22 protein-coding genes and 1 tRNA gene are annotated in these 21,201 nt (G+C 68.2%); 14 read left to right on the top strand and 9 right to left on the bottom strand.

Features of this window, described 5'->3' with window-relative positions:
• Positions 1-71: 71 nt before the first annotated feature.
• Genes ABGB19_RS06510 through ABGB19_RS06500 form a run of 3 tightly spaced genes read right to left on the bottom strand, consistent with a single transcriptional unit; the run spans position 72 to position 4,545 of the window.
• Complete coding sequence (locus tag ABGB19_RS06510) at positions 72-1,667, bottom strand: carboxyl transferase domain-containing protein (RefSeq protein WP_347685065.1); 1,596 nt, start codon at positions 1,665-1,667, stop codon at positions 72-74.
• Positions 1,664-2,821 carry an acyl-CoA dehydrogenase family protein gene (locus ABGB19_RS06505; protein WP_347685064.1) on the bottom strand — a complete coding sequence of 386 codons (1,158 nt, stop codon included), beginning with the start codon at positions 2,819-2,821 and terminating at the stop codon, positions 1,664-1,666. The genes ABGB19_RS06510 and ABGB19_RS06505 overlap by 4 nt, the downstream gene beginning before the upstream one ends.
• Positions 2,818-4,545 carry an acyclic terpene utilization AtuA family protein gene (locus ABGB19_RS06500; RefSeq protein WP_347685063.1) on the bottom strand — a complete coding sequence of 576 codons (1,728 nt, stop codon included), beginning with the start codon at positions 4,543-4,545 and terminating at the stop codon, positions 2,818-2,820. The genes ABGB19_RS06505 and ABGB19_RS06500 overlap by 4 nt, the downstream gene beginning before the upstream one ends.
• A 192-nt stretch (positions 4,546-4,737) precedes the next feature.
• Between ABGB19_RS06500 and rpmF the strand changes: the two genes are divergently transcribed.
• The 8 genes from rpmF (at position 4,738) to ABGB19_RS06460 (ending at position 11,478) form a co-directional block, all read left to right on the top strand.
• The gene (rpmF, locus tag ABGB19_RS06495) at positions 4,738-4,911 is read left to right on the top strand and encodes a 50S ribosomal protein L32 (protein ID WP_238884989.1); all 174 of its coding nucleotides are present in this window, start codon (positions 4,738-4,740) and stop codon (positions 4,909-4,911) included.
• 52 nt (positions 4,912-4,963) lie between these two features.
• Positions 4,964-5,650 (top strand): response regulator transcription factor, encoded by a 687-nt coding sequence (locus tag ABGB19_RS06490; protein ID WP_347685062.1) that lies wholly within the window; start codon positions 4,964-4,966, stop codon positions 5,648-5,650.
• Between the two features lie 8 nt (positions 5,651-5,658).
• Positions 5,659-7,116 carry a HAMP domain-containing sensor histidine kinase gene (locus tag ABGB19_RS06485; RefSeq protein ID WP_347685061.1) on the top strand — a complete coding sequence of 486 codons (1,458 nt, stop codon included), beginning with the start codon at positions 5,659-5,661 and terminating at the stop codon, positions 7,114-7,116.
• A 182-nt stretch (positions 7,117-7,298) separates the two neighbouring features.
• Positions 7,299-8,630 carry a trypsin-like peptidase domain-containing protein gene (locus ABGB19_RS06480; protein ID WP_347685060.1) on the top strand — a complete coding sequence of 444 codons (1,332 nt, stop codon included), beginning with the start codon at positions 7,299-7,301 and terminating at the stop codon, positions 8,628-8,630.
• A gap of 23 nt (positions 8,631-8,653) precedes the next feature.
• Positions 8,654-9,199 carry a MogA/MoaB family molybdenum cofactor biosynthesis protein gene (locus ABGB19_RS06475; RefSeq protein ID WP_347685643.1) on the top strand — a complete coding sequence of 182 codons (546 nt, stop codon included), beginning with the start codon at positions 8,654-8,656 and terminating at the stop codon, positions 9,197-9,199.
• A 49-nt stretch (positions 9,200-9,248) separates the two neighbouring features.
• Positions 9,249-9,407 carry a hypothetical protein gene (locus ABGB19_RS06470; protein ID WP_347685059.1) on the top strand — a complete coding sequence of 53 codons (159 nt, stop codon included), beginning with the start codon at positions 9,249-9,251 and terminating at the stop codon, positions 9,405-9,407.
• Positions 9,408-9,786: 379 nt separating this feature from the next.
• Positions 9,787-10,437, top strand: coding sequence for an MspA family porin (locus ABGB19_RS06465; RefSeq protein WP_347685058.1), 651 nt, complete (start codon positions 9,787-9,789; stop codon positions 10,435-10,437).
• A gap of 390 nt (positions 10,438-10,827) precedes the next feature.
• Positions 10,828-11,478: an MspA family porin gene (locus ABGB19_RS06460; RefSeq protein ID WP_347685057.1), complete on the top strand. Its 651-nt coding sequence runs from the start codon at positions 10,828-10,830 to the stop codon at positions 11,476-11,478.
• Positions 11,479-11,545: 67 nt separating this feature from the next.
• Here ABGB19_RS06460 and mscL read toward each other — a convergent pair whose 3' ends face one another.
• The 4 genes from mscL to ABGB19_RS06440 form a co-directional block, all read right to left on the bottom strand.
• The gene (gene mscL / locus ABGB19_RS06455) at positions 11,546-12,001 is read right to left on the bottom strand and encodes a large-conductance mechanosensitive channel protein MscL (RefSeq protein ID WP_347685056.1); all 456 of its coding nucleotides are present in this window, start codon (positions 11,999-12,001) and stop codon (positions 11,546-11,548) included.
• Between the two features lie 109 nt (positions 12,002-12,110).
• Positions 12,111-12,761, bottom strand: coding sequence for an SAF domain-containing protein (locus ABGB19_RS06450; protein WP_347685055.1), 651 nt, complete (start codon positions 12,759-12,761; stop codon positions 12,111-12,113).
• Between the two features lie 68 nt (positions 12,762-12,829).
• Complete coding sequence (locus ABGB19_RS06445; protein ID WP_347685054.1) at positions 12,830-13,183, bottom strand: FmdB family zinc ribbon protein; 354 nt, start codon at positions 13,181-13,183, stop codon at positions 12,830-12,832.
• A 71-nt stretch (positions 13,184-13,254) separates the two neighbouring features.
• Positions 13,255-13,842: a 5-formyltetrahydrofolate cyclo-ligase gene (locus ABGB19_RS06440; protein ID WP_347685053.1), complete on the bottom strand. Its 588-nt coding sequence runs from the start codon at positions 13,840-13,842 to the stop codon at positions 13,255-13,257.
• Between the two features lie 65 nt (positions 13,843-13,907).
• Between ABGB19_RS06440 and ABGB19_RS06435 the strand changes: the two genes are divergently transcribed.
• The 6 genes from ABGB19_RS06435 (at position 13,908) to ABGB19_RS06410 (ending at position 19,711) form a co-directional block, all read left to right on the top strand.
• Positions 13,908-14,819, top strand: coding sequence for a UTP--glucose-1-phosphate uridylyltransferase (locus ABGB19_RS06435; RefSeq protein ID WP_347685052.1), 912 nt, complete (start codon positions 13,908-13,910; stop codon positions 14,817-14,819).
• Positions 14,820-14,845: 26 nt separating this feature from the next.
• Positions 14,846-16,111 carry a gephyrin-like molybdotransferase Glp gene (glp, locus tag ABGB19_RS06430; protein WP_347685051.1) on the top strand — a complete coding sequence of 422 codons (1,266 nt, stop codon included), beginning with the start codon at positions 14,846-14,848 and terminating at the stop codon, positions 16,109-16,111.
• Between the two features lie 23 nt (positions 16,112-16,134).
• A complete protein-coding gene (locus ABGB19_RS06425) occupies positions 16,135-16,782 on the top strand; it encodes a GNAT family protein (RefSeq protein ID WP_347685050.1) in 648 nt (215 codons plus the stop codon).
• A gap of 225 nt (positions 16,783-17,007) precedes the next feature.
• Complete coding sequence (gene glpR / locus ABGB19_RS06420; RefSeq protein ID WP_347685049.1) at positions 17,008-18,063, top strand: gephyrin-like molybdotransferase receptor GlpR; 1,056 nt, start codon at positions 17,008-17,010, stop codon at positions 18,061-18,063.
• Between the two features lie 62 nt (positions 18,064-18,125).
• Positions 18,126-18,198 (top strand) — tRNA-Ala (locus ABGB19_RS06415).
• A 73-nt stretch (positions 18,199-18,271) separates the two neighbouring features.
• The gene (locus ABGB19_RS06410) at positions 18,272-19,711 is read left to right on the top strand and encodes an HNH endonuclease signature motif containing protein (RefSeq protein ID WP_347685048.1); all 1,440 of its coding nucleotides are present in this window, start codon (positions 18,272-18,274) and stop codon (positions 19,709-19,711) included.
• A 14-nt stretch (positions 19,712-19,725) separates the two neighbouring features.
• On the opposite strand, the gene ABGB19_RS06405 is transcribed toward ABGB19_RS06410, so the two are convergent.
• Positions 19,726-20,550, bottom strand: a complete 825-nt coding sequence (locus ABGB19_RS06405) for a hypothetical protein (protein ID WP_347685047.1) — start codon at positions 20,548-20,550, stop codon at positions 19,726-19,728.
• Positions 20,547-21,155 (bottom strand): TetR/AcrR family transcriptional regulator, encoded by a 609-nt coding sequence (locus tag ABGB19_RS06400; protein ID WP_347685046.1) that lies wholly within the window; start codon positions 21,153-21,155, stop codon positions 20,547-20,549. The genes ABGB19_RS06405 and ABGB19_RS06400 overlap by 4 nt, the downstream gene beginning before the upstream one ends.
• Between the last annotated feature and the right edge of the window lie 46 nt (positions 21,156-21,201).

The raw sequence follows: 21,201 nt of genomic DNA, 5'->3' as shown, positions 1-21,201 counted from the left end.
CCGAGTCTGAAGTTGTGCAGGAAGAAACCGGGAACTGGCCTGCATAACTTCAGTTTCGGCCATTGTGCTCCTCACATCCGGAAGACGCCGAAGTTCGACGTCCCCTCGATCGGGCCATTGGCGATGGCGGACAGGCACATTCCCAGCACGGTACGGGTGTCGCGGGGGTCGATGACCCCGTCGTCGTAGAGCCGGCCGGACAGGAACATCGGCAGGGACTCCGCGTCGATCTGCGCCTCGACCGCCGCACGCAGGGCGGCATCGGCGTCCTCGTCGACCTGCTGGCCGCGGGCCTCGGCGGCGGCGCGGCTCACGATCGACAGAACGCCTGCCAACTGGGTGCCGCCCATCACCGCCGACTTGGCGCTGGGCCATGCGAACAGGAACCGCGGATCGTATGCGCGGCCGCACATGCCGTAGTGGCCCGCGCCGTAGGAGGCGCCGATCAGCAGCGAGATGTGCGGGACGGTCGAGTTCGAGACGGCGTTGATCATCATCGAGCCGTGCTTGATCATCCCGCCCTTCTCGTATTTGCGGCCGACCATGTACCCGGTGGTGTTGTGCAGGAACAACAACGGCGTGTCGGAACGGTTGGCCAGCTGGATGAACTGGGTGGCCTTCTGCGACTCCTCGCTGAACAGCACACCGCGGGCGTTGGCCAGGATGCCGATGGGATAGCCGTACAACGTCGCCCAACCGGTCACCAGCGACGAGCCGTACATCGGCTTGAACTCGTCGAACTCCGAGCCGTCCACCACGCGGGCGATGACGTCGCGGGGATCGAACGGGATGCGCAGGTCGGCGGGCACGATGCCGAGCAGTTCCTCGGCGTCGTAGCGCGGTTCGGTGACCGGCGCGGGGGCCGGTCCCTGCTTGCGCCAGTTCAGCCGGGCCACGATGCGGCGCCCGATCCGCACGGCATCGGCTTCGTCGACGGCGAAGTAGTCGGCCAGACCGGATGTGCGGGCGTGCATCTCGGCTCCACCCAGCGACTCGTCGTCGGCCTCCTCGCCGGTGGCCATCTTCACCAGCGGCGGTCCGGCCAGGAATACCTTGGAGCGTTCCTTGATCATCACGACGTGGTCGGACATGCCGGGGATGTAGGCGCCGCCCGCGGTGGAGTTGCCGAACACCAGCGCGATGGTGGGAATGCCCGCCGCCGACAGCCGGGTCAGGTCGCGGAACATCCGGCCGCCGGGGATGAAGATCTCTTTCTGCGTCGGCAGGTCCGCGCCGCCGGACTCCACCAGCGAGATCACCGGCAGCCGGTTCTCCCATGCGATCTGGTTGGCACGCAGGATCTTCTTCAGCGTCCACGGGTTGCTGGTGCCGCCCTTGACCGTCGGGTCGTTGGCGACGATCAGGCATTCGACACCCTCGACCGCACCGATGCCGGTCACCACGCTGGCCCCGACGGTGAAGTCGCTGCCCCACGCGGCGAGCGGGCTCAACTCCAGGAACGGCGAGTCGGGGTCGAGCAGCAACTCGATGCGCTCTCGCGCGGTGAGCTTGCCGCGATCATGATGGCGTGCAACGTATTTCGGGCCACCACCGGCCAGCGCCTTGGCGTGCTCGGTCTCGAGTTCGGCGATCTTGGCCGAAATCACCGCGGCCGCCTCGCCGTAACCCGTCGATGCCGGGTCGAGCGTGGAACGCAGTGTCGTCACTGGAATCCCATCGTCTTGGCCGCCAGCGAGGTGAGGATCTCGGTGGTGCCGCCGCCGATCCCGATGATGCGCATGTCGCGGTACTGGCGCTCGACCTCTGACTCGGCCATGTAACCCATGCCGCCGAACAGTTGCACGGCCTGGTGGGCCACCCACTCCCCGGCCTCCACGGCGGTGTTCTTGGCGAAGCAGACCTCGGCGATCAGGTTGCTCTCGCCCAGCAGTTGCCGCTCCACGATGTGACGGGTGTACACCCGTGCGACGTCGATGCGACGGGCCATCTCGGCCAGCGTGTTCTGCACGGACTGCCGAGAGATCAGCGGCTTGCCGAAGGTCTCGCGGTTGCGGCACCACTCGACGGTCAGGTCCAGGCAGCGCTGCGCGCTCGAATACGCCTGCGTCGCAAGGCCCACCCGCTCGGAGACGAACGCCCCGGCGATCTGCAGGAAGCCGCTGTTCTCCGCGCCGATCAGGTTGGCCGCGGGCACCCGCACGTCGGTGTAGGACAGTTCGGCGGTGTCCGAGGAGCGCCAGCCCATCTTGTCGAGCTTGCGGGTGACTTGAAGACCAGGTGAGCAGCCGCGTCCGTCTTTATCCACGACGATCAGCGAGACACCTCCCGCGCCCGGACCGCCGGTGCGTACCGCGGTCACCACGTAGTCGGCCCGCACTCCGGAGGTGATGTAGGTCTTGGCGCCGTTGACGATGAAATCGCCACCGTCGCGCACCGCTTTGGTGGTCAGGTGGCCGACGTCCGAGCCGCCGCCGGGTTCGGTGATCGCCAGCGAGCCGATCTTCTCGCCGGTCAGCGTCGGCCGTACGTAGGTGTCGATCAACCGCTGATCGCCCGAGGCGATCATGTGCGGCACCGCGATCCCGCAGGTGAACAGCGACGCGAACACCCCGCCCGGGGCGCCGGCGTAGTGCATCTCCTCGCAGATCACCACCGCATCGGCGCCGTCGCCACCCCCGCCGCCCACGGCCTCGGGGTACGGCGCGCTCAGCAGACCGGCGTCGCCGGCCTTGCGATGCAGTTCGCGAGGCAATTCGCCGGAGCGCTCCCACTCGTCTACGTGTGGAAGCACCTCGCGTTCGACGAACGCGCGCACCGTCTTTCGCAGTTGCTCGCGTTCGGGGGTGTGCCAGATGCTCATGGCAATAGCTCCTCGGGTATCTCGATTGTCCTGCTGCGCAGCCATTCGCCCAAGCCCTTGGCCTGGGGATCGAACCGCGCCTGATAGGCGACGCCGTCGCCGAGGATGTCCTCGACGACGAAGTTGACCGCCCGAAGGTTGGGCAGCACATGTCGTGTGACCGGCAGGTCCGCTGTCTCCGGCAGCAATTCACGCAGCCTGTGGACGGTCAGCGTGTTCGCCAGCCAGCGCCACTGCTCGTTCGTGCGCACCCAGACGCCGATGTTCGCGCTGCCGCCCTTGTCGCCGCTGCGGGCACCCGCGATGGCACCGAGCGGCACCCGCCGGGTCTCGCCGAACGGTAACGGCTCGGGCAGCGCGAACGGCGGGACGGGTTCGAGAGCCAGTGTCTGCGCGGCGGGCGCGATGTCCACCCGGCTGCCGTCGGGGCGCACGGCCACATGCGGTACCTCGGTCGCCGGGACGAACGCCGGCTTGAAGACTCCGTACACCTGACCCTGACCTGGCGGACTGGTGGCGTGGAAGCCGGGGTAGCTGGCCAACGCCAATTCCACTGCCGCCGAAGAGAACTGCCGTCCGACGTTGGCCGGATCGGGATCGCGTACCACGCAGCGCAGCAGTGCGCTCGCGGCTTCCTCGGTGTCGGCGTCCGGATGATCGGTGCGCGCCAGCGTCCACACCAGCTCGGCCGGCTTGACCGTCAGGGCGGCCTCCAGCTGGTGTCGCACCAGCTCGGCCTTGGCCTCGATGTCCAGGCCGGTGAGCACCAGCGCCATCTCGTTGCGGAACCCGCCGATGCTGTTGAGCGACACCTTCAACGTCGGTGGCGGCGGCTCGCCGCGCACGCCGCTGATCCGCACCCGGTCCGGTCCGTCGTCAGACAACTCGACGGTGTCGACGCGCAGCGTGGCGTCCGGATTGGCGTAGCGGGCGCCGCCGATCTCGTAGAGCAGTTGCGCGGTGACGGTGTCTTGCGTGACCGCGCCGCCGGTACCGGGGTGTTTGGTGATCACCGACGAGCCGTCGGCGTGGATCTCGGCGAGCGGGAAGCCGGGGTGGGTCAGGGCCGTCAGATCGGGGAAATCCCGGGCGAAGAAGGAGTAGTTGCCGCCGGTGGCCTGGGTGCCGCACTCGATGATGTGGCCGGCGACGACCGCGCCGGCCAGCCGGTCGTAGTCCGTGCGGGCCCAGCCGTGGTGTGCAGCGGCGGGCCCGACGATCACCGACGCGTCGGTCACCCGCCCGGTGACGACGACGTCGGCGCCGGCGTCGAGGCAGTCGACGATGCCCCACGCGCCGAGGTAGGCGTTGGCCGCCAGCGGGGCGCCGAAGCCGAACTCGCCGGAGCGCGCGAGCAGGTCGTCCCCCTCGACGTGGGCCACCTTCACGGTCAGCCCGAGCCGCTCGGCGAGCCCGCGCACGGCGTCGGCCAGGCCCGCCGGGTTGAGGCCGCCGGCGTTGGCGACGATGCGCACGCCCCGGTCGAGCGCCAGGCCGAGGCAGTCCTCGAGCTGGGTCAGAAACGTCTTGGCATAGCCGCGACCGGGGTCTTTCGCGCGGTCACGGGCCAGGATCAGCATGGTCAGCTCGGCGAGGTAGTCGCCGGTGACGTAGTCGAGGTCACCGCCGGTGAGCATCTCCCGCATCGCCGCGAGCCGGTCGCCGTAGAACCCCGAGCAGTTGCCGATGCGAACCGGACCGGGCGCGGGAGAAGAGGAGGTCACGCAGGCTCCCTTCGTCGCGGCCTCAACCAACCGGTAGGTTAGCGGGTACCGGCGGTATCGCGTCAAGGCGTGTGGCGGAATGCCGCTGTTTTGGAGGCTACGCAGGTCGTTGGCTATCCTGAAGGGCACCGCGCACGCGATGTCGGAGATCGCGCGGCGCACGTACTCACCCCTCAAGAGGAGATCTCGACCATGGCTGTGCCCAAGCGCCGGATGTCGCGCGCGAACACCCGTAGCCGCCGCGCGCAGTGGAAGGCCGAGCGCCCCAACCTCGTCGGCGTGACCGTCGCCGGTCAGCAGCACAAGGTGCCGCGCCGGCTGCTCAAGGCCGCCCGCCTCGGCCTGATCGACCTCGACCGCCGCTAACTTCCCGGGCGCCTCTCAGGTCACTCTCAGATAGGGGGTCGACACTGTGGCTGTGCGCATTCTTGTCGTTGACGACGATCGTGCGGTGCGCGAATCACTGCGTCGCTCGCTGTCATTCAACGGGTACTCCGTCGATCTCGCCCAGGACGGCCTCGAGGCCCTCGACCTGATCGCCAGCGACCGGCCCGACGCCCTGGTGCTCGACGTGATGATGCCGCGACTGGACGGCCTCGAGGTGTGCCGTCAGCTGCGCAGCACCGGCGACGACCTGCCCATCCTCGTGCTGACCGCCCGCGATTCGGTCTCCGAGCGGGTGGCCGGCCTCGACGCGGGCGCCGACGACTACCTGCCGAAGCCGTTCGCGCTGGAGGAACTGCTGGCGCGGATGCGCGCGCTGCTGCGCCGCACCACCCCCGACGACGGCGCCGACACGCCCGCGATGACGTTCTCGGACCTGTCCCTCGACCCCGTCACCCGCGAGGTCACGCGCGGCGAGCGCCAGATCAGCCTCACCCGAACCGAATTCGCGCTGCTGGAGATGCTCATCGCCAACCCGCGACGGGTGCTGACGCGCAGCCGCATCCTCGAGGAGGTGTGGGGTTTCGACTTCCCCACCTCCGGCAATGCCCTGGAGGTCTATGTCGGCTACCTGCGCCGCAAGACCGAGGCCGAAGGAGAGCCGCGACTGATCCACACCGTGCGCGGGGTGGGTTACGTGTTGCGCGAGACACCTCCGTGATGCCGGCGATGAGTTACGGGTTTGTGCCACAACCCCATTCATTTCCAACCCAGTCGCAAACCAGTTCGGTGTCGCTGCGCTGGCGCGTGATGCTGCTGGCCATGTCGATGGTGGCGATGGTCGTGGTGCTGATGGCCGTCGCGGTGTGGGCCGTGGTCTCCCGCGCGCTGTACGACGACGTCGACACCCAACTGCGCACCAGGGCCAGGTTGCTGATCGAGAGCGGATCTCTGGAGGCGGACCCCAGCAAGGCGATCGAGGGCACCGCGTACTCCGACGTCAACGCGATGCTGGTGATCCCCGGCCGGGCGATCTTCACCACCAATCAGGAGGGGCAGACCCTGCCGCTCGGCGAACCCGAGAAGGCGGTGCTGCGCGGCGAGTTGATCATGTCGCTGCGCACCGTGAACCACCAGCGGGTGCTGGCCATGCACCTGCCCAACGACAGCTCCCTGCTGATCTCCAAGAGCATGGCGCCGACCAGCCAATTGCTCAAACGCCTCAGCACGGTGTTGTTCATCGTCGGCGGCGTTGGCGTCGCGGTCGCCGCCATGGCCGGCGGCGCGGTCGCCCGGGCGGGACTGCGGCCGGTCGCCCGGCTGACGCAGGCCGCCGAACGGGTGGCGCGCACCGATGACCTGCGTCCCATCCCGGTGTTCGGCAGCGACGAACTCGCCCGGCTCACCGAGGCGTTCAACATGATGCTGCGTGCGCTCGCCGAGTCCCGGGAACGCCAGGCGCGGCTGGTCACCGACGCCGGTCACGAGCTGCGCACGCCGTTGACGTCGTTGCGCACCAACGTCGAGCTGCTGATGGCCTCGATGGCCCCCGGCGCGCCGCGGCTGCCGGAGAACGAGATGGCCGAACTGCGCTCCGACGTCATCGCCCAGATCGAGGAATTGTCGACGCTGGTGGGTGATCTCGTCGACCTCACCCGCGACGACGCGGGAATCGTCATCCACGAATCGGTCGACATAGCCGAGATCGTCGACCGCTCCCTGGAACGAATTCGCCGTCGCCGCAATGACATCGAATTCGACGTGTCCTGCACGCCCTGGCTGGTCTACGGCGACGGCGCCGGGTTGGGCCGCGCCGTGCTCAACCTGCTCGACAATGCGGCGAAGTGGAGTCCGCCCGGCGGCCGGGTCGGCGTGCGCCTGGCCCAGATCGACCCCCTGTACGCCGAGTTGGTGGTGAGCGACCAGGGTCCGGGCATTCCACCGCAGGAACGCGGGCTGGTGTTCGAGCGCTTCTACCGCTCGACGTCCGCCCGCGCGATGCCCGGGTCCGGGCTGGGGCTGGCGATCGTCAAACAGGTTGTGCTCAAGCACGGCGGCACGCTGCGCGTCGAAGACGCCCTGCCGGGCGGAACGCCCCCCGGCACCGCGATGCACTTGGTGCTGCCCGGGCGCCCGACGCTCGAGGTGCCCGCCGACCGGCGCCGACACGCGCCCTCACCGAGGTGACCCAACCAGGGCTCACCGTCGACAATGATCGGTAGGGACGTGGCCGGCCAACCTAATCTGGGTATGTCCCGAATGTTCTCTAAGTGGATTCTCAGCCCCCCTGGGCACTGTGAACGGGTGCCCGACGTTGTGACTGATGACGGACCCGAGTCGACGAATTTGAAGAAAGAGCCCCCAGCGACATGACGAACCACCCGAGGTACACGCCGCCGCCGCCCCCGCCGCCAGGTCGTCGGCCCGCCGGCCCCGAGCAGGTGACGCCCGGCTACCCCGGTGCGCAGCGTCAAAGCCCGTATCAACAGCAGCCCTACGACTGGCGCTACGCGACGCAGCAACCGCAGCAGCCGTACCGCGCGCCCTACGACCCGTACCGCGGTGCTCCCGCGCCCCAGGTTGCGCCCGTACCGCAAAAGCGTTCTCGCGCAGGCGCTCTGACGGCCGGTGCCCTTGCCGTCGCAATGGTGTCGGCCGGTATCGGCGGCGGTGTCGCGATGCTCGTGCAGACGGACCGGCCGTCGGCGACGTCGTCGGTTCCCGGTGCCGCGCCGAGCGTGCCTGCCGCCAGCCTGCCCGCCGGCTCGGTCGAGCAGGTCGCGGCCAAGGTGGTGCCCAGCGTCGTCAAGCTCGAGACCGACATGGGCCGGGCGTCCGAGGAGGGATCCGGCGTGATCATGTCCTCCGACGGCCTGATCCTGACCAACAACCACGTGGTGTCCGCCGCGCAGGACGGCCCCGGGCGGCCCGCGGGCGCACAGACCAAGGTCACCTTCGCCAACGGTCGCACCACCTCGTTCACCGTCGTCGGGACCGACCCGAGCAGCGACATCGCCGTTGTCCGCGCCGAGAATGTGTCCGACCTGACGCCGATCACGATCGGCTCGTCGTCGAACCTGCGCGTCGGCCAGGACGTGGTTGCCATCGGCTCCCCTCTGGGCCTGGAGGGCACCGTCACCACCGGCATCATCAGCGCGCTCAACCGGCCGGTCGCCGCGGGCGGTGACGCCCAGAACCAGAACACCGTGCTCGACGCGATCCAGACCGACGCCGCGATCAACCCGGGCAACTCCGGCGGCGCGTTGGTCAACATGAACGGCGAACTAGTCGGCGTCAACTCCGCGATCGCCACGCTCGGGGGCGATGCGGGTCCGCAGGCGCAGAGCGGTTCGATCGGCCTGGGCTTCGCCATCCCCGTCGATCAGGCCAAGCGCATCGCGGACGAGCTGATCAAGAACGGCTCTGCCGCACACGCCTCGCTGGGTGTCCAGGTGGGCAACGACGCGGCCATCGACGGTGCGCGCATCGTCGAGGTCACCCCCGGCGGCGCTGCGGCCGCGGCCGGGCTGCCGAGCGGTGTCGTGGTGACCAAGGTCGACGAAAGGATCATCAACAGCGCCGACGCCCTCGTCGCGGCCGTGCGCTCGAAAGCGCCCGGCGACCAGGTGACCCTGACGTACCTGGACCCCGCGGGAAAGCCGCAGACGGTGCAGGTGACTCTCGGCAAGGCGCAGCAGTGAGCACGCCGACCGGATCGATCACGTTGAGAGTGGCCGCACCGATGTCACGCCCCGGATATACGGTTGCACTCATGGAACAGCCAGGGGAGTTGGTGGGCCGGGCACTAGTCGTGGTCGTCGATGACCGCACCGCACACGGCGATGAGGAAGACCACAGCGGTCCGTTGGTCACCGAGCTGCTCGGTGAGGCGGGCTTCGTGGTCGACGGCGTCGTCGTCGTCTCGTCCGACGAGGTGGAGATCCGCAACGCACTCAACACCGCGGTGATCGGCGGCGTCGATCTGGTGGTCTCCGTCGGCGGCACCGGTGTCACACCCCGCGACGTCACCCCGGAAGCCACCCGCGACATCCTCGACCGCGAGCTGCTCGGCATCTCGGAGGCGCTGCGCGCGTCCGGGCTGTCGGCGGGCATCGGCGACGCCGGGGTGTCGCGCGGCCTCGCCGGCATCTCCGGAAGCACCCTGGTGGTCAATCTCGCGGGTTCCCGCGCCGCGGTGCGCGACGGGATGGCCACGCTGAACCCGCTGGCGGTCCAGATCATCGGGCAACTCTCCAGCTTGGAGATCTGAGCACGCCTCGCGTGGCAGAGGTGTGATCTTAATCACAGTGGAGGCGGCCATGGCTGAGCGGCGCGACGACCGGCCGGAGTCAGTTAACGACGTCTTCGGCGAGACCCTGCCCCGCGTGTCGGCCGACGAGCGCGATCCCCGATCGCCCGACGACGACGTCGAACACGACCAATGGTTACGCGACAATCGCCCCCCACACCACGTCTGATCATGGGTTTCGGTGTCGGCCGCCGGTGGGGGCGGATCGCTTCGCCGGCGTTCGGCTGAACCCGGTGTGCCCGGCGGGCGGCCTGATCCGACGGCGCCGTCGTGTTACCGCCCTGTTACCCCGCCATTCGCGCCTGAACGAGCAAAAGGGCAGGTCGCGTAACGCCCTGGTACGCGGCGGCGATCTCACGTTGCCGGGCCAATGTCCGACCGTTATGTTCCTCTCGTTCGAGAATGAGCAAAACGTAAGAGCTGCATGTGAGGTCTCTCATTTGCGTCACATGAGGCTCCTGCGTCGTGTGTGGTGTAGCGGTGGGGCCAGGCACGAACAACAAAACACGGTGGGCCGGAGGTTCGCCGTCGACATAGCTAGGGAGATCATGAAGGCAATCAGTCGGGTGCTGATGGCGCTGGTCCTGACCATCTCGGGAGCCATCGCGTCGTTGTTCGTGAGCACTGGCACCTCTCACGCAGGGCTGGACAACGAGCTGAGCTTGGTGGATGGCCAGGATCGGACGCTGACCATTCAGCAGTGGGACACGTTCCTCAACGGTGTGTTTCCGTTGGACCGCAACCGGCTGACGCGCGAGTGGTTCCATTCGGGGCGGGCCAAGTACATCGTTGCCGGCGAAGGTGCCGATGATTTCGAGGGCACCCTGGAGCTGGGTTACCAGATCGGCTTCCCGTGGTCGCTGGGTGTGGGCATCAACTTCAGCTACACCACCCCCAACATCCTGTTCGACCAGGCGCCGTTCAATCCCTTGAATTACCCCGCGGGCAACTTCGTCACGACGCCGAACCTGTTCCCGGGGGTGTCGATCAGCGCCGACCTCGGTAATGGCCCCGGTATCCAGGAAGTCGCGACGTTCTCGGTGGATGTCGCGGGTCCGGCCGGCGGTGTGGCGGTGTCGAACGCGCATGGCACGGTGACCGGTGCTGCCGGTGGTGTGCTGCTGCGTCCGTTCGCCCGGCTGATCTCGTCGGCCGGTGACTCCGTCACCACCTACGGCGAACCCTGGAACATGAACTAACCGCCACTCCCAGGCAACGAATCGGCCCCCGGATCTCCGGGGGCCGTTTTCGTTTCCCCCAACCCCACTTTGCCAATCGGTGAACGGCAACAATCGGCGTGTGGTCGTGGTCGCGTTGTGCCATCGGGGTGCCGGCCGATCAACGGTGTTAACGGAGGCGTCAATCGAAAACCCTTGTGGATCAGCAAACCTGACCAATCACGCCGGGAGTGATTTGAAACACTCCCCCCGCGTTGCCGCTTCGCCACGCGGCCGATATGTTCCTCGTGTCGACGATGAGCAAAACGTAAGAGCCGCACTTGAAGCCTCTTATCTGCGTCACATGAGGCTCGCACCGACAACACATGCGGGGTCCGCCGGGGGCCCTGAATCGACATAGCTAGGGAGATCATGAAGGCATTCAGTCGGGTGCTGATGGCGCTGGTCCTGACCATCTCGGGAGCCATCGCGTCGTTGTTCGTGAGCACTGGCACCTCTCACGCAGGGCTGGACAACGAGCTGAGCTTGGTGGATGGCCAGGATCGGACGCTGACCATTCAGCAGTGGGACACGTTCCTCAACGGTGTGTTTCCGTTGGACCGCAACCGGCTGACGCGCGAGTGGTTCCATTCGGGGCGGGCCAAGTACATCGTTGCCGGCGAAGGTGCCGATGATTTCGAGGGCACCCTGGAGCTGGGTTACCAGATCGGCTTCCCGTGGTCGCTGGGTGTGGGCATCAACTTCAGCTACACCACCCCCAACATCCTGTTCGACCAGGCGCCGTTCAATCCCTTGAATTACCCCGCGGGCAACTTCGTCACGACGCCGAATTTGTTCCCGGGGGTGTCGATCAGCGCCGACCTCGGTAATGGCCCCGGTATCCAGGAAGTCGCGACGTTCTCGGTGGATGTCGCGGGTCCGGCCGGCGGTGTGGCGGTGTCGAACGCGCATGGCACGGTGACCGGTGCTGCCGGTGGTGTGCTGCTGCGTCCGTTCGCCCGGCTGATCTCGTCGGCCGGTGACTCCGTCACCACCTACGGCGAGCCCTGGAACATGAACTGACGCCTCTCCCGACGCAAACAGCCCCCGGAATCCTCCGGGGGCTGTTTCGTGTTCGCGGTCAGTCCCGTCAGTCCTTATCGGCGCTGGTGTGCTTCGCGGTGTCCGGGCTGGGCCCGGTGCCGGGTGCGGCATGGGAGCCCGAGGACCCGTTGGTTTCGGCGAGAATGTTGCGGATCTCGGTCAGCAGCGTCAACTCCGTGTCCTGCGCCTGCTCGACCTCGCCCTTCTTGCGCAACCGGTTGTACGGCAGGATGACGAGGAAGTAGACGACGGCGGCGACCAGGATGAAGTTGATGGCCGCCGACAGCAGGACGTTGAGGTCGATGGTCTGCCCGCCGCCGATGCCGATCCGCAGGACGCCGTATTCGGCCTCGCCTCCGGCGCCGATGCGGTTGATCAGCGGCTGGATGACGCTTTCGGTGAACTTGGTGACCAGAGCCGTGAACGCGGTACCGATGACCACCGCGACCGCCAGGTCGACGATGTTGCCCCGGGCGAGAAACTCCTTGAAGCCCTTCAACATGCTGACTCGAATCCTCTCTGCAGGCGGTGTGACCGACAGACACGCAGGGTAGTTCGACCGGCCACGGGACAGGGGCGGAATGTCGCGAGGCGCCACAGTCCCGACGGATTCAGTGGATGGTCAGCGTGACGGCCTGCACCAGCGTCGCGGCGGCCACCTCGTTGGCGGCGCGAGCGGGTAGCGCGACCAGCACGACGCGGTCGGTGCCGTTGGCGGCGCCGGTCGGCCTCTGCGAGACCAGCACGACGATCGCATCGGTCGCGACGACGGCGGGGCGGGCGTCGGTCTCGGCGCCGGCGGCGAGCACATCGACCACATCGCCGGGGCGGATCAGGTCGAGCACCGCGGTCTCCTCCAGGTGCAGCGGGACGATGCGCGCTTCTGCGCCCACCGAGGCCTCGGCCAGCCGCGGGCTCAGCAGTCGCACGTCGGTGAGGGTTTCGCCCCGGCGGGCGGGGCTGGTCAGGGTCGCACCGACGACCGCCGCCAGGTCGGCCTGCGCGCCGTCGGGAATCGTTGCCGCGGTTCGGGTTTCCAGTCGGACGTCGTCACCGCCGAGCGCGACGCCCGGCGCGAGATCGCGGGCTGCGACCACCACGTCGACGCGGTCGTCGCCCGGGTTCGGGCGCAGTGCCGCAACGGCGGCCAGCACGACGAGCCCGCCCGCGGCGATGCGACGTGCTGCCAGCGTGCGCGACCAATCCGGGCGCAGGATCTCGGCGAGCCGGCGCAGCGGCGACGCGTTGAGAGACTCGCCCATGCCGCCAACCTAGGCAGCGGGCGCGACCGATGGGGCGGACGCGCGTCCGCCTGTGGATAACCTCGGGGTCAGCTCGAGGCGGCCGCGGCCGCGGTGGAACTGGACGACGACGACGAACTCGAACCGGAGTCGCTCGTCGACGGGGAACTCGACTTGTCCGACGACTTGTCCGACGACTTGTCCGACGATGAGGAGGAGCCGGTCGACTCGGCGCCGCTGGACCCGTTCGACGAGCTCTTGCTCGCCTCACGGCTGTCGGTGCGGTAGAAGCCGCTGCCCTTGAAGACCACTCCCACGTTGCCGAAGAGCTTGCGCAGGCGACCGCTGCACTTGTTGCAGGTGGTCAGCGCGGCGTCGCTGAACGCCTGAACCGCGTCGAACCGATCGCCGCATTCAGTGCACGCATAGGAATAGGTAGGCACGAAAACCTCCGAGGTGACAAACTTCTTAGCACTCTACCGGCTCAAGTGCTAGAACCGCTACGTGGCGCTGGTCATTCCCGTCCGAGGGGTACCAGGCCGCGGAGGGGCGTCAGCGCGTGGGTCATCGCGACGTCGTGGGGCTCGGAAGGCAGTCGTTCGACGAGTTCGTCGTCGCGGACCACCGCGACCAGGCGCGCCGACGGCGATGCCAGCGGCAGTGTGCGGTCGTAAAACCCCGCACCGCGGCCGAGCCGCATGCCGAGCCGGTCGACGGCCAGCGCGGGCACCAGCAGCTGGGATGCATCGGCAACCGCTTCGGGCGGCAACCATGGCTCGGCGGGTTCGAGCAGGCCGAAGCGCGCCCGCACCAGGGTGCCCGGGACGTAGTCGCCCCACCAGAGCGGCCCGGGCAGGCCTGCGGCGTCCCGGTGGGCGACCGGCAGCAGCACCCGGACATTGCGGCGGTGCAGAGAATCGATCAGCTCCGGTGAACCGGGCTCGGATCCCACGGGCACGTACGCGCACACCGTCTCACCGTCGGCGATGAGGGCGCACGCGTGTGTGGCCAGCGCGTGGGCCTCGGCGTCGTGCTCGTGTGCGGGCAAGGTGCGACGAGCCGCCAGGATCGCGGCGCGCAGTTCGGTTTTCGTCCCGCTCACCGCATCGTCCCTGAACACCAACCTTCGGCACGTTTAACCGACGTAAGGAGGTTAATGTGTGAACGATGACACGTCCTGAGGTACCGATTCCGTACACAGCGGTGGTCCCCGCGGCGGGGTTGGGGACGCGGTTCCTTCCTGCCACCAAGACGGTTCCCAAAGAACTGCTGCCCGTGGTGGACACCCCCGGCATCGAGCTGGTCGCCGCAGAGGCGGCCGAGGCCGGCGCTCAACGCCTGATCATCGTCACCTCCGAGGGCAAGGACAGCGTCGTCGCGCACTTCGTCGAGGATCTCGTCCTCGAGGGAACGCTGGAGGCCCGCGGCAAGAAGTCGATGCTGGAGAAGGTCCGGCGCGCACCGGCACTCATCAAGGTGGAATCGGTCGTCCAGGCCGAACCACTGGGTCTCGGCCACGCGGTCAGCTGCGTGGAGGACCGCCTGGCGCCCGACGAGGACGCCATCGCGGTCCTGTTGCCCGACGACCTGGTGCTGCCCACGGGCGTCCTCGAAACCATGTCGAAGGTCCGCGCCAAGCGCGGTGGTTCGGTGCTCTGCGCGATCGAGGTGCCGCGCGACGAGATCAGCGCCTACGGCGTGTTCGACGTCGAACCCGTCGCCGACACCAACAACCCGAACGTGATGCGGGTCAAGGGCATGTACGAGAAGCCGAAACCCGAGGACGCGCCCTCGCTGTTCGCCGCGGCCGGACGCTACGTGCTCGACCGGGCGATCTTCGACGCGCTCAAGCGCGTCCCGCGCGGAGCGGGCGGTGAGATCCAGTTGACCGACGCCGTCGCGCTGCTGATCAACGAGGGCCATCCGGTGCACGTGGTGGTGCACCGCGGCTCTCGACACGACCTCGGAAATCCCGGCGGCTACCTCAAGGCTGCGGTTGACTTTGCGTTGAAGCGCGACGACTACGGGCCGGAACTGCGGCGGTGGTTGGTGGAGCGATTGGGGCTCGTCGACTGCTGACGGCCTCGCGCCTAGATAGGGGAGCGGTGCGTTCGGTCGAGGAACAGCAGGCCCGGGTGGCGGCTGCGGCGGTGGCGCCGCGCCCGGTTCGGGTGGCGATCGCGGAGGCGCAGGGCTTGATGTGCGCCGAGGAGGTCGTCACCGAACGTCCGCTGCCGGGATTCGACCAGGCCGCCATCGACGGGTACGCCGTGCGCAGTGTGGACGTGCTCGGCGTCGGCGACGCCGACGACGGCGACGGCGAAGAACCGGCCGAGCGTGAGGTGAGCCTGCCGGTGATGGGCGTCATCGAGGCGGGCGCCCGCACGCCGAGCAGGTTGCAGCCACGTCAGGCAGCCCGGGTGCAGACCGGCGCGCCGATGCCGACGCTCGCCGACGCGGTGCTGCCGTTGCGGTGGACCGACGGCGGCGATGCGCGGGTGACGGTGTTGCGCGGGGTGCGCTCCGGCGCGTACGTCCGCAGGACCGGCGACGACGTCCAGCCCGGCGACGTGGCGGTGCGGTCGGGCACCATCATCGGTCCGGCCCAGGTGGGACTGTTGGCCGCCGTCGGCCGCGAGCGCGTGCTGGTGCATCCCCGGCCGCGGCTGTCGGTGATGTCCGTCGGCGGCGAGCTCGTCGACATTTCGCGGACACCCGGCAACGGACAGGTCTACGACGTCAACTCCTACGCCCTGGCCGCCGCGGGCCGCGATGCCGGCGCCGAGGTGAACCGGGTGGGCATCGTCGACACCGACCCCAAGAAGCTGCGCGAAGTCGTCGAGGGCCAGGTCAACCGCGCGGAGGTGGTCGTGATCGCGGGCGCGGTCGGTGGTGCCGCCGCCGAGAGCGTGCGCAGCGTGCTCGCCGAGCTGGGCGAGATGGAGGTGACCCGCATCGCGATGCATCCCGGTTCGGTGCAGGGCTTCGGTCAGATCGGCCGCGACGCCGTGCCGGTCTTCCTGCTGCCCGCCAACCCGGTGAGCGCGCTGGTGGTGTTCGAGGTGATGGTGCGTCCGCTGATCCGGCTGTCGCTGGGCAAGCGTCAGGCGCACCGGCGCGTCGTGCAGGCCCGCACGCTGTCGCCGATCAGCTCGGTCGCCGGGCGCAAGGGCTATCTGCGTGGCCAGTTGATGCGCGACCAGGACACCGGCGAGTATCTGGTGCAGGCGCTCGGCGGGGGGCCGGGTGCGTCGTCGCATCTGCTGGCCACATTGGCCGAGGCGAACTGCCTGGTGGTCGTGCCCAGCGAGGCCGAGCAGATCCGCACGGGCGAGATCGTCGACGTCGCGTTCCTGGCCCAGCGCGGCTGACCTGTACCCGGTCGAGGCACAGCATGTGGGGGTCGAGTTCACTGCATCCGGGGTGGCCGCTGCCCGCCGGTCCGCTGCGGGTGTCCGCGGGACTGGTGCGGCTGCGGCCGATCCGATTGCGCGACGGGGCGCAGTGGAGCCGGATCCGGCTGGCCGACCGGGCGCACCTGGAGCAGTGGGAGCCGGCCGCCGGTATGGATTGGGAAGCGCGCCATGCCATTACCTCGTGGCCGTCGGTGTGCTCGGGGCTGCGGTCCGAGGCGCGCAAGGGGCGGATGCTGCCGTACGTGATCGAGTTGGACGGGCAGTTCGCCGGCCAGCTCACCATCGGCAACGTCACCCACGGCGCGTTGCGGTCGGCGTGGATCGGCTATTGGGTGGCCAGTTCGGTCATCGGCGGCGGGATCGCGACGGCCGCGCTGGCGCTGGGGCTCGACCACTGCTTCGGCCCCGTCTCGCTGCACCGCGTCGAGGCGACCGTGCGCCCGGAGAACGCCGCGAGCCGTGCCGTGCTGGCCAAGGTGGGGTTCCGCGAGGAAGGCCTGCTGCGGCGGTATCTCGAGGTCGACGGCGCCTGGCGGGATCACCTGCTGGTGGCCGTCACGATCGAGGAGCTTGCCGGGTCGGCGGCCGGGGCGCTGGTGCGTCAGGGCCGCGCCACCTGGACATAGGCGACGCGCCAGGTCACGCGCTTCGGTGAAAGCCGCGCCCGCGAGCAAAACCGTGGCGCCGGTGCGGATCTCGCGTCGAACCGCATTGAAGCGCTGTTACGAATGTGACATATGTGACTGTTGGTGCTTGTCAGGCGGGAATTACAGGTGTGTAATTGTCTCGGCGCGCCGCCCACGGATGCGCAGGTCACGGACCTAGCCTTATCGGGGAAAGGAGCAGGCGACATGCCAAGCATCCCCCAGTCACTTCTGTGGATCTCCCTCGTCGTCCTATGGCTCTTCGTGCTCGTGCCGATGCTGATCAGCAAGCGCGACGCCGTGCGCAGAACCAGCGATGTGGCGCTGGCGACGCGAGTGCTCAACAGCGGCCGCAATGCGCGACTGCTCAGGCGGCACGGTCCGGCGGCCGGCCACGCCAGCGATCCGGACTGGCGCCCGTCCGAGGACGACCTCGACGAGGACATCGCGGACGAGCCGGTCGGTCGCTCGGTGGTGCGCGCTGCCGTCGTCGAGTGCGACGTCGACGATGAGCCCGATTACCTCGACGTCGATGTGGTGGGCGAGGACTCCGGCGCGTTGCCCGTCGGCAGGAGCGACAGGTCGCAGGCGAGCGAAACCGATGAGCTGCCACTGGATTTCGGTGAGCCCGTCAGCGAGGAGGTCGCCGCCGAGACTATCGCGGACGAGACTATCGCGGACGAGCCCGCCGTGGACGAGCCCGCCGTCGCCGAGGCTGCGCAACCCGAACAGGAAGCCGAAGCAGAGGACGACGAGTACGAGTACGTCGACGATTCCTCGGGCCTGGAGGCTCCGTCGGAGGCCGATCTGCAAATGGCCGACTCGCTGACCGCGGCGCGCCGGCGACGGTACGAGTCGAAGACGGCAGCCGTTGTGAGCGACCGCAAGTACAAGTTCCGCAAGCGAACGCTCACGCTGATGGCGGTGCTGCTGGTGGCGTCGGCCGCCGGGGCGTTCACCCTGTCGTCCGCGCTCTGGTGGGCATGCGGCGCGGTGGGTGCCGCCACGCTGATCTACCTGGCCTACCTGCGTCGGCAGACACGCATCGAGGAGCGGCTGCGCCGCAGGCGTGCGCAGCGCATCGCCCGGTCCCGGTTGGGTGTGGAGAACACCGACGATCGCGAGTTCGACGTCGTGCCCTCGCGCCTGCGTCGGCCGGGGTCGGTGGTGTTGGAGATCGACGACGAGGACCCCGTCTTCGAGCATCTGGACTACGTCCCGTTCGCGCGGCACTTCGACCTGCCGCGGGCGGCCGGCGAATAGGGCACCCGGCGTCGTCGATTTACAACGGTCGTGTCGCGGCTGGTAACCTGCTACCGGTATCAGGGGCTATGGCGCAGTTGGTAGCGCGACTCGTTCGCATCGAGTAGGTCAGGGGTTCGATTCCCCTTAGCTCCACAGATTTTGAGCAGAAGGCCCGGCTTCGAGCCGGGCCTTCGTTTTGTCGGACCGTCGTGGCAGTATCGAACGTATGTTCGAGAGGCTCGACGACGCGGGCATGGTGGAGGCCGTCACCGCGGCGTGGCGTGCCCAGAACGCCGCCTGTGGTCGGGAAATGCTGGCGATCGGTGAGTTGTATGCCCGACGCTGCCCCGCCGATGAGGATGAGCGCGACCAGTGGGCGATCGATGGGCATGCCAACGTGGTGGCCGAGATCTCCGCGGCGCTGAATATCAGTCGGGGTCGGGCGGCGGGGCGGCTGCGGTATGCCATCGAGCTGCGTGAGCGGTTGCCGAAGGTGGCGGCGGTGTTCGCCGTCGGCGATATCGACTTTCGCATGATGGCCGCATTGGTGTTGCGCAGCGAGAACGTCGAGGATCCCGACCGGTTGGCACGGTTGGATGCGGCGTTCGCGCGGCATGCGCCGAAATGGATGACGATGTCAGGTCCGAAACTGACTGAGCGCATCGACATGTGGGTGGAAAAAGTCGATCCCGAGGGGGTGCGCGAACCCACGGCACCGACCGAGGACCGCTATGTCCATGTCGGCCCGCTGGGGGCGGGGATGGCCGGGATCTCGGCCAAGGTCTCGTTGATCGACGGGATCGGGTTCGATGACCGTCTGGAAAAGATGGTCGCCACGGTGTGCCGCCATGATCCGCGCTCCACCAGCCAGCGCCGCGCCGATGCGTTGATGGCGATGGCCGCGGGTCAGGCGGGGTTGGTGTGCGGGTGCGCCAACGACGACTGCGAGGCGGCGCAGGGTGAGTCGACGCCGTTGGGTCAGGTGGTGATCTCGGTGCTGGCCGACCAGGCCACCCTCGAGGGGCGGGCGCAGAATCCGGGGTATGTGGCGGGTTTCGGGCCGGTCCCGGCGCCGCTGCTGCGCGAGTTGGCCGCCATGGCCAAGCTGCAGTCGGTGCCGCTGCCGCAGCCCTGTGCGGAGGCGGGGTATCGGCCCTCGGCGGGGTTGACGCGATTTGTGCGGTGCCGGGATCTGACGTGTCGCTTCCCGGGCTGCGACGCCCCGGCCGCGGTCTGTCAGATCGACCACACCATCCCCTATCCGCTGGACCCGACGCATCCGTCGAACTTGAAGCTGCTGTGCGTGTTTCACCATCTGCTCAAGACGTTCTGGACCGGGGTCGGGGGCTGGTCGGATGTGCAGCTGCCCGATGGCACCGTGTTCTGGACCAGTCCGAGCGGCACGCCTTATCAGACCAAACCCGGTGGTGCGTTGTTCTTTCCGCAGCTGGCCACCCCGACCGGGCAGATCGTGGTCGCGCCGCCGACCAGCGGGCCGGTCGGTGACCGACGCGGCGCGATGATGCCGATCCGGCGGCGCACCCGCGCCCAGGACCGTGCCTACCGCATCGCCACCGAACGCCAACACAACGCCGGCCGCATCGCCCGCAAGCAACTCCTACTCTCCCGACGCATCGCCCGAGACGACGACCCACCACCGTTCTGACTCGGGTGCCGATCTCACGGGTGCGTGACGAGGTACGTCTCGTTGTCGAGGTCGGCGGTGAGTTCCTCGACGTCGAAGGGGCGGTCGAGGCGTGCGTGCAACGCCTGCGGCTCGACGAGCAGGCTGATCTCGACCGTCTGGCGCGCGAACAGTCGTCCGATGAGCGGGTAGGCCTTGCGCATGACGGCGCGCTCGGCGGACGTGCAGCGCGACGCGCAGTAGCCGACGTGGCCGATCTCGTCGGTGAGGATCTCGCTGTAGAGCAGTTCGATTCGCTCGGCGACCGCGGGTTCGTCGGCGAAGAGCTTCCTGCCGACTCGGCGCAGTTCGTCGAACATGATGCAGCCCGCCATCTCTGCCGCCCCGACGAACATGAAGCTGAGCCGCTCGGGCAGGAATACCCCCGTCTTGACGAACTGTCGCATCACGAAAGGTGGTGGCACGACTTGGAATGTCAGGTCGAAGACGTCGAGTGCGTATGCCAGCAGTCGGGTGTGGTAGTGCTCTTCGAGCCCGAGGTAGACGTTCTCGGGCGGCAGGTTCTCGTTGCTGTTGCGCCCGTAGGTTTCGCCGAGTCCGACGCCGAACCGTTCAGCCTGATTCAATTTGGCGGTTGCCAACAGGAAGAGCATCTTCTTGTCCAAACCGGGTTCGGGTCGCCGGCGACGCAGGTTACGCAGGAACGTGGGCCGGTCGGCGGGATGGTCCGATCTGACGGGCTTGGCTTCGAGTTCGTCGAAGAACTGCTCGCGATTGGCCAACCGCCTGTTGAGGAGGTCGGCGTCGCCGTCACGCCGGGCCAGGAAGTCCCGGTAGCCCTCGATGCCGGTGAGTTTCATCGGTTCTCCATTCCTTTGACAATCGTTGTCACATAACGACTCAGCAGCGCCGCATCGTGCGCTCCGGTCGCCAGCAGTGCGAACAGGCCGGTCAGGAAGAACGTCCCGAGTTCCCCCGCGTCCACGTCCGCACGGACCTGTCCGGCGTGCTGGGCCCGGCTGAGCACGCCCACCACGAACCCCGCGAGGGGGTGGTGCGCCAGCTCGTCTCCGCCCGGACGCGCCGAGGAGAAGTGCAGTCCGAGCATGTCGCGGAAAACAACTGAGCCCAAACGATCTTCAGCATCGAGTACGTGCCGTACGAGTTGCCCGAGCACGGACGTCAGATCGCCCCGGGCTTCTCCGAGCTCACTGATGATCCGGGTCTCCTCGTTGCGCTCGACCTCCATGAGGACGTGCTCCTTGGTGGGGAAGTGGAAGTAGAACGTCCCGCGCACCACGCCCGCCGCGGCGGCGATCGCACTGACGTCCGCGGCGGCGAGTCCGCGCCGCGAGATCTCCGCCAACGCGGCGTCGAACAGCCGTGCCCGGGTTTCGAGTCGCCGAGCCGCCCGTACGCCACCGACCGCAGCGTCAGCCACGGAAGGGGCGCGTTTCGACTCCATGCCGGCACAGTACGCCAGATTACTGACGACCGTCAATGACGGTCGT

This window comes from Mycobacterium sp. B14F4, assembly GCF_039871645.1.
Taxonomy (GTDB): Bacteria; Actinomycetota; Actinomycetes; order Mycobacteriales; family Mycobacteriaceae; genus Mycobacterium.
Note: the sequence above shows the minus strand (reverse complement) of the source record. Positions and strands in the feature narration are given on the sequence as shown.

Coding starts and splice junctions, on each gene's coding strand:
- mscL (WP_347685056.1), bottom strand. CDS start 12,001: ATGTTGAAGGGCTTCAAGGAGTTTCTCGCCCGGGGCAACATCGTCGAC.
- ABGB19_RS06425 (WP_347685050.1), top strand. CDS start 16,135: ATGTGGGGGTCGAGTTCACTGCATCCGGGGTGGCCGCTGCCCGCCGGT.
- ABGB19_RS06480 (WP_347685060.1), top strand. CDS start 7,299: ATGACGAACCACCCGAGGTACACGCCGCCGCCGCCCCCGCCGCCAGGT.
- ABGB19_RS06435 (WP_347685052.1), top strand. CDS start 13,908: ATGACACGTCCTGAGGTACCGATTCCGTACACAGCGGTGGTCCCCGCG.
- rpmF (WP_238884989.1), top strand. CDS start 4,738: ATGGCTGTGCCCAAGCGCCGGATGTCGCGCGCGAACACCCGTAGCCGC.
- ABGB19_RS06405 (WP_347685047.1), bottom strand. CDS start 20,550: ATGAAACTCACCGGCATCGAGGGCTACCGGGACTTCCTGGCCCGGCGT.
- ABGB19_RS06505 (WP_347685064.1), bottom strand. CDS start 2,821: ATGAGCATCTGGCACACCCCCGAACGCGAGCAACTGCGAAAGACGGTG.
- ABGB19_RS06450 (WP_347685055.1), bottom strand. CDS start 12,761: ATGGGCGAGTCTCTCAACGCGTCGCCGCTGCGCCGGCTCGCCGAGATC.
- ABGB19_RS06400 (WP_347685046.1), bottom strand. CDS start 21,155: ATGGAGTCGAAACGCGCCCCTTCCGTGGCTGACGCTGCGGTCGGTGGC.
- ABGB19_RS06485 (WP_347685061.1), top strand. CDS start 5,659: ATGAGTTACGGGTTTGTGCCACAACCCCATTCATTTCCAACCCAGTCG.
- ABGB19_RS06470 (WP_347685059.1), top strand. CDS start 9,249: ATGGCTGAGCGGCGCGACGACCGGCCGGAGTCAGTTAACGACGTCTTC.
- ABGB19_RS06465 (WP_347685058.1), top strand. CDS start 9,787: ATGAAGGCAATCAGTCGGGTGCTGATGGCGCTGGTCCTGACCATCTCG.
- ABGB19_RS06410 (WP_347685048.1), top strand. CDS start 18,272: ATGTTCGAGAGGCTCGACGACGCGGGCATGGTGGAGGCCGTCACCGCG.
- ABGB19_RS06460 (WP_347685057.1), top strand. CDS start 10,828: ATGAAGGCATTCAGTCGGGTGCTGATGGCGCTGGTCCTGACCATCTCG.
- glpR (WP_347685049.1), top strand. CDS start 17,008: ATGCCAAGCATCCCCCAGTCACTTCTGTGGATCTCCCTCGTCGTCCTA.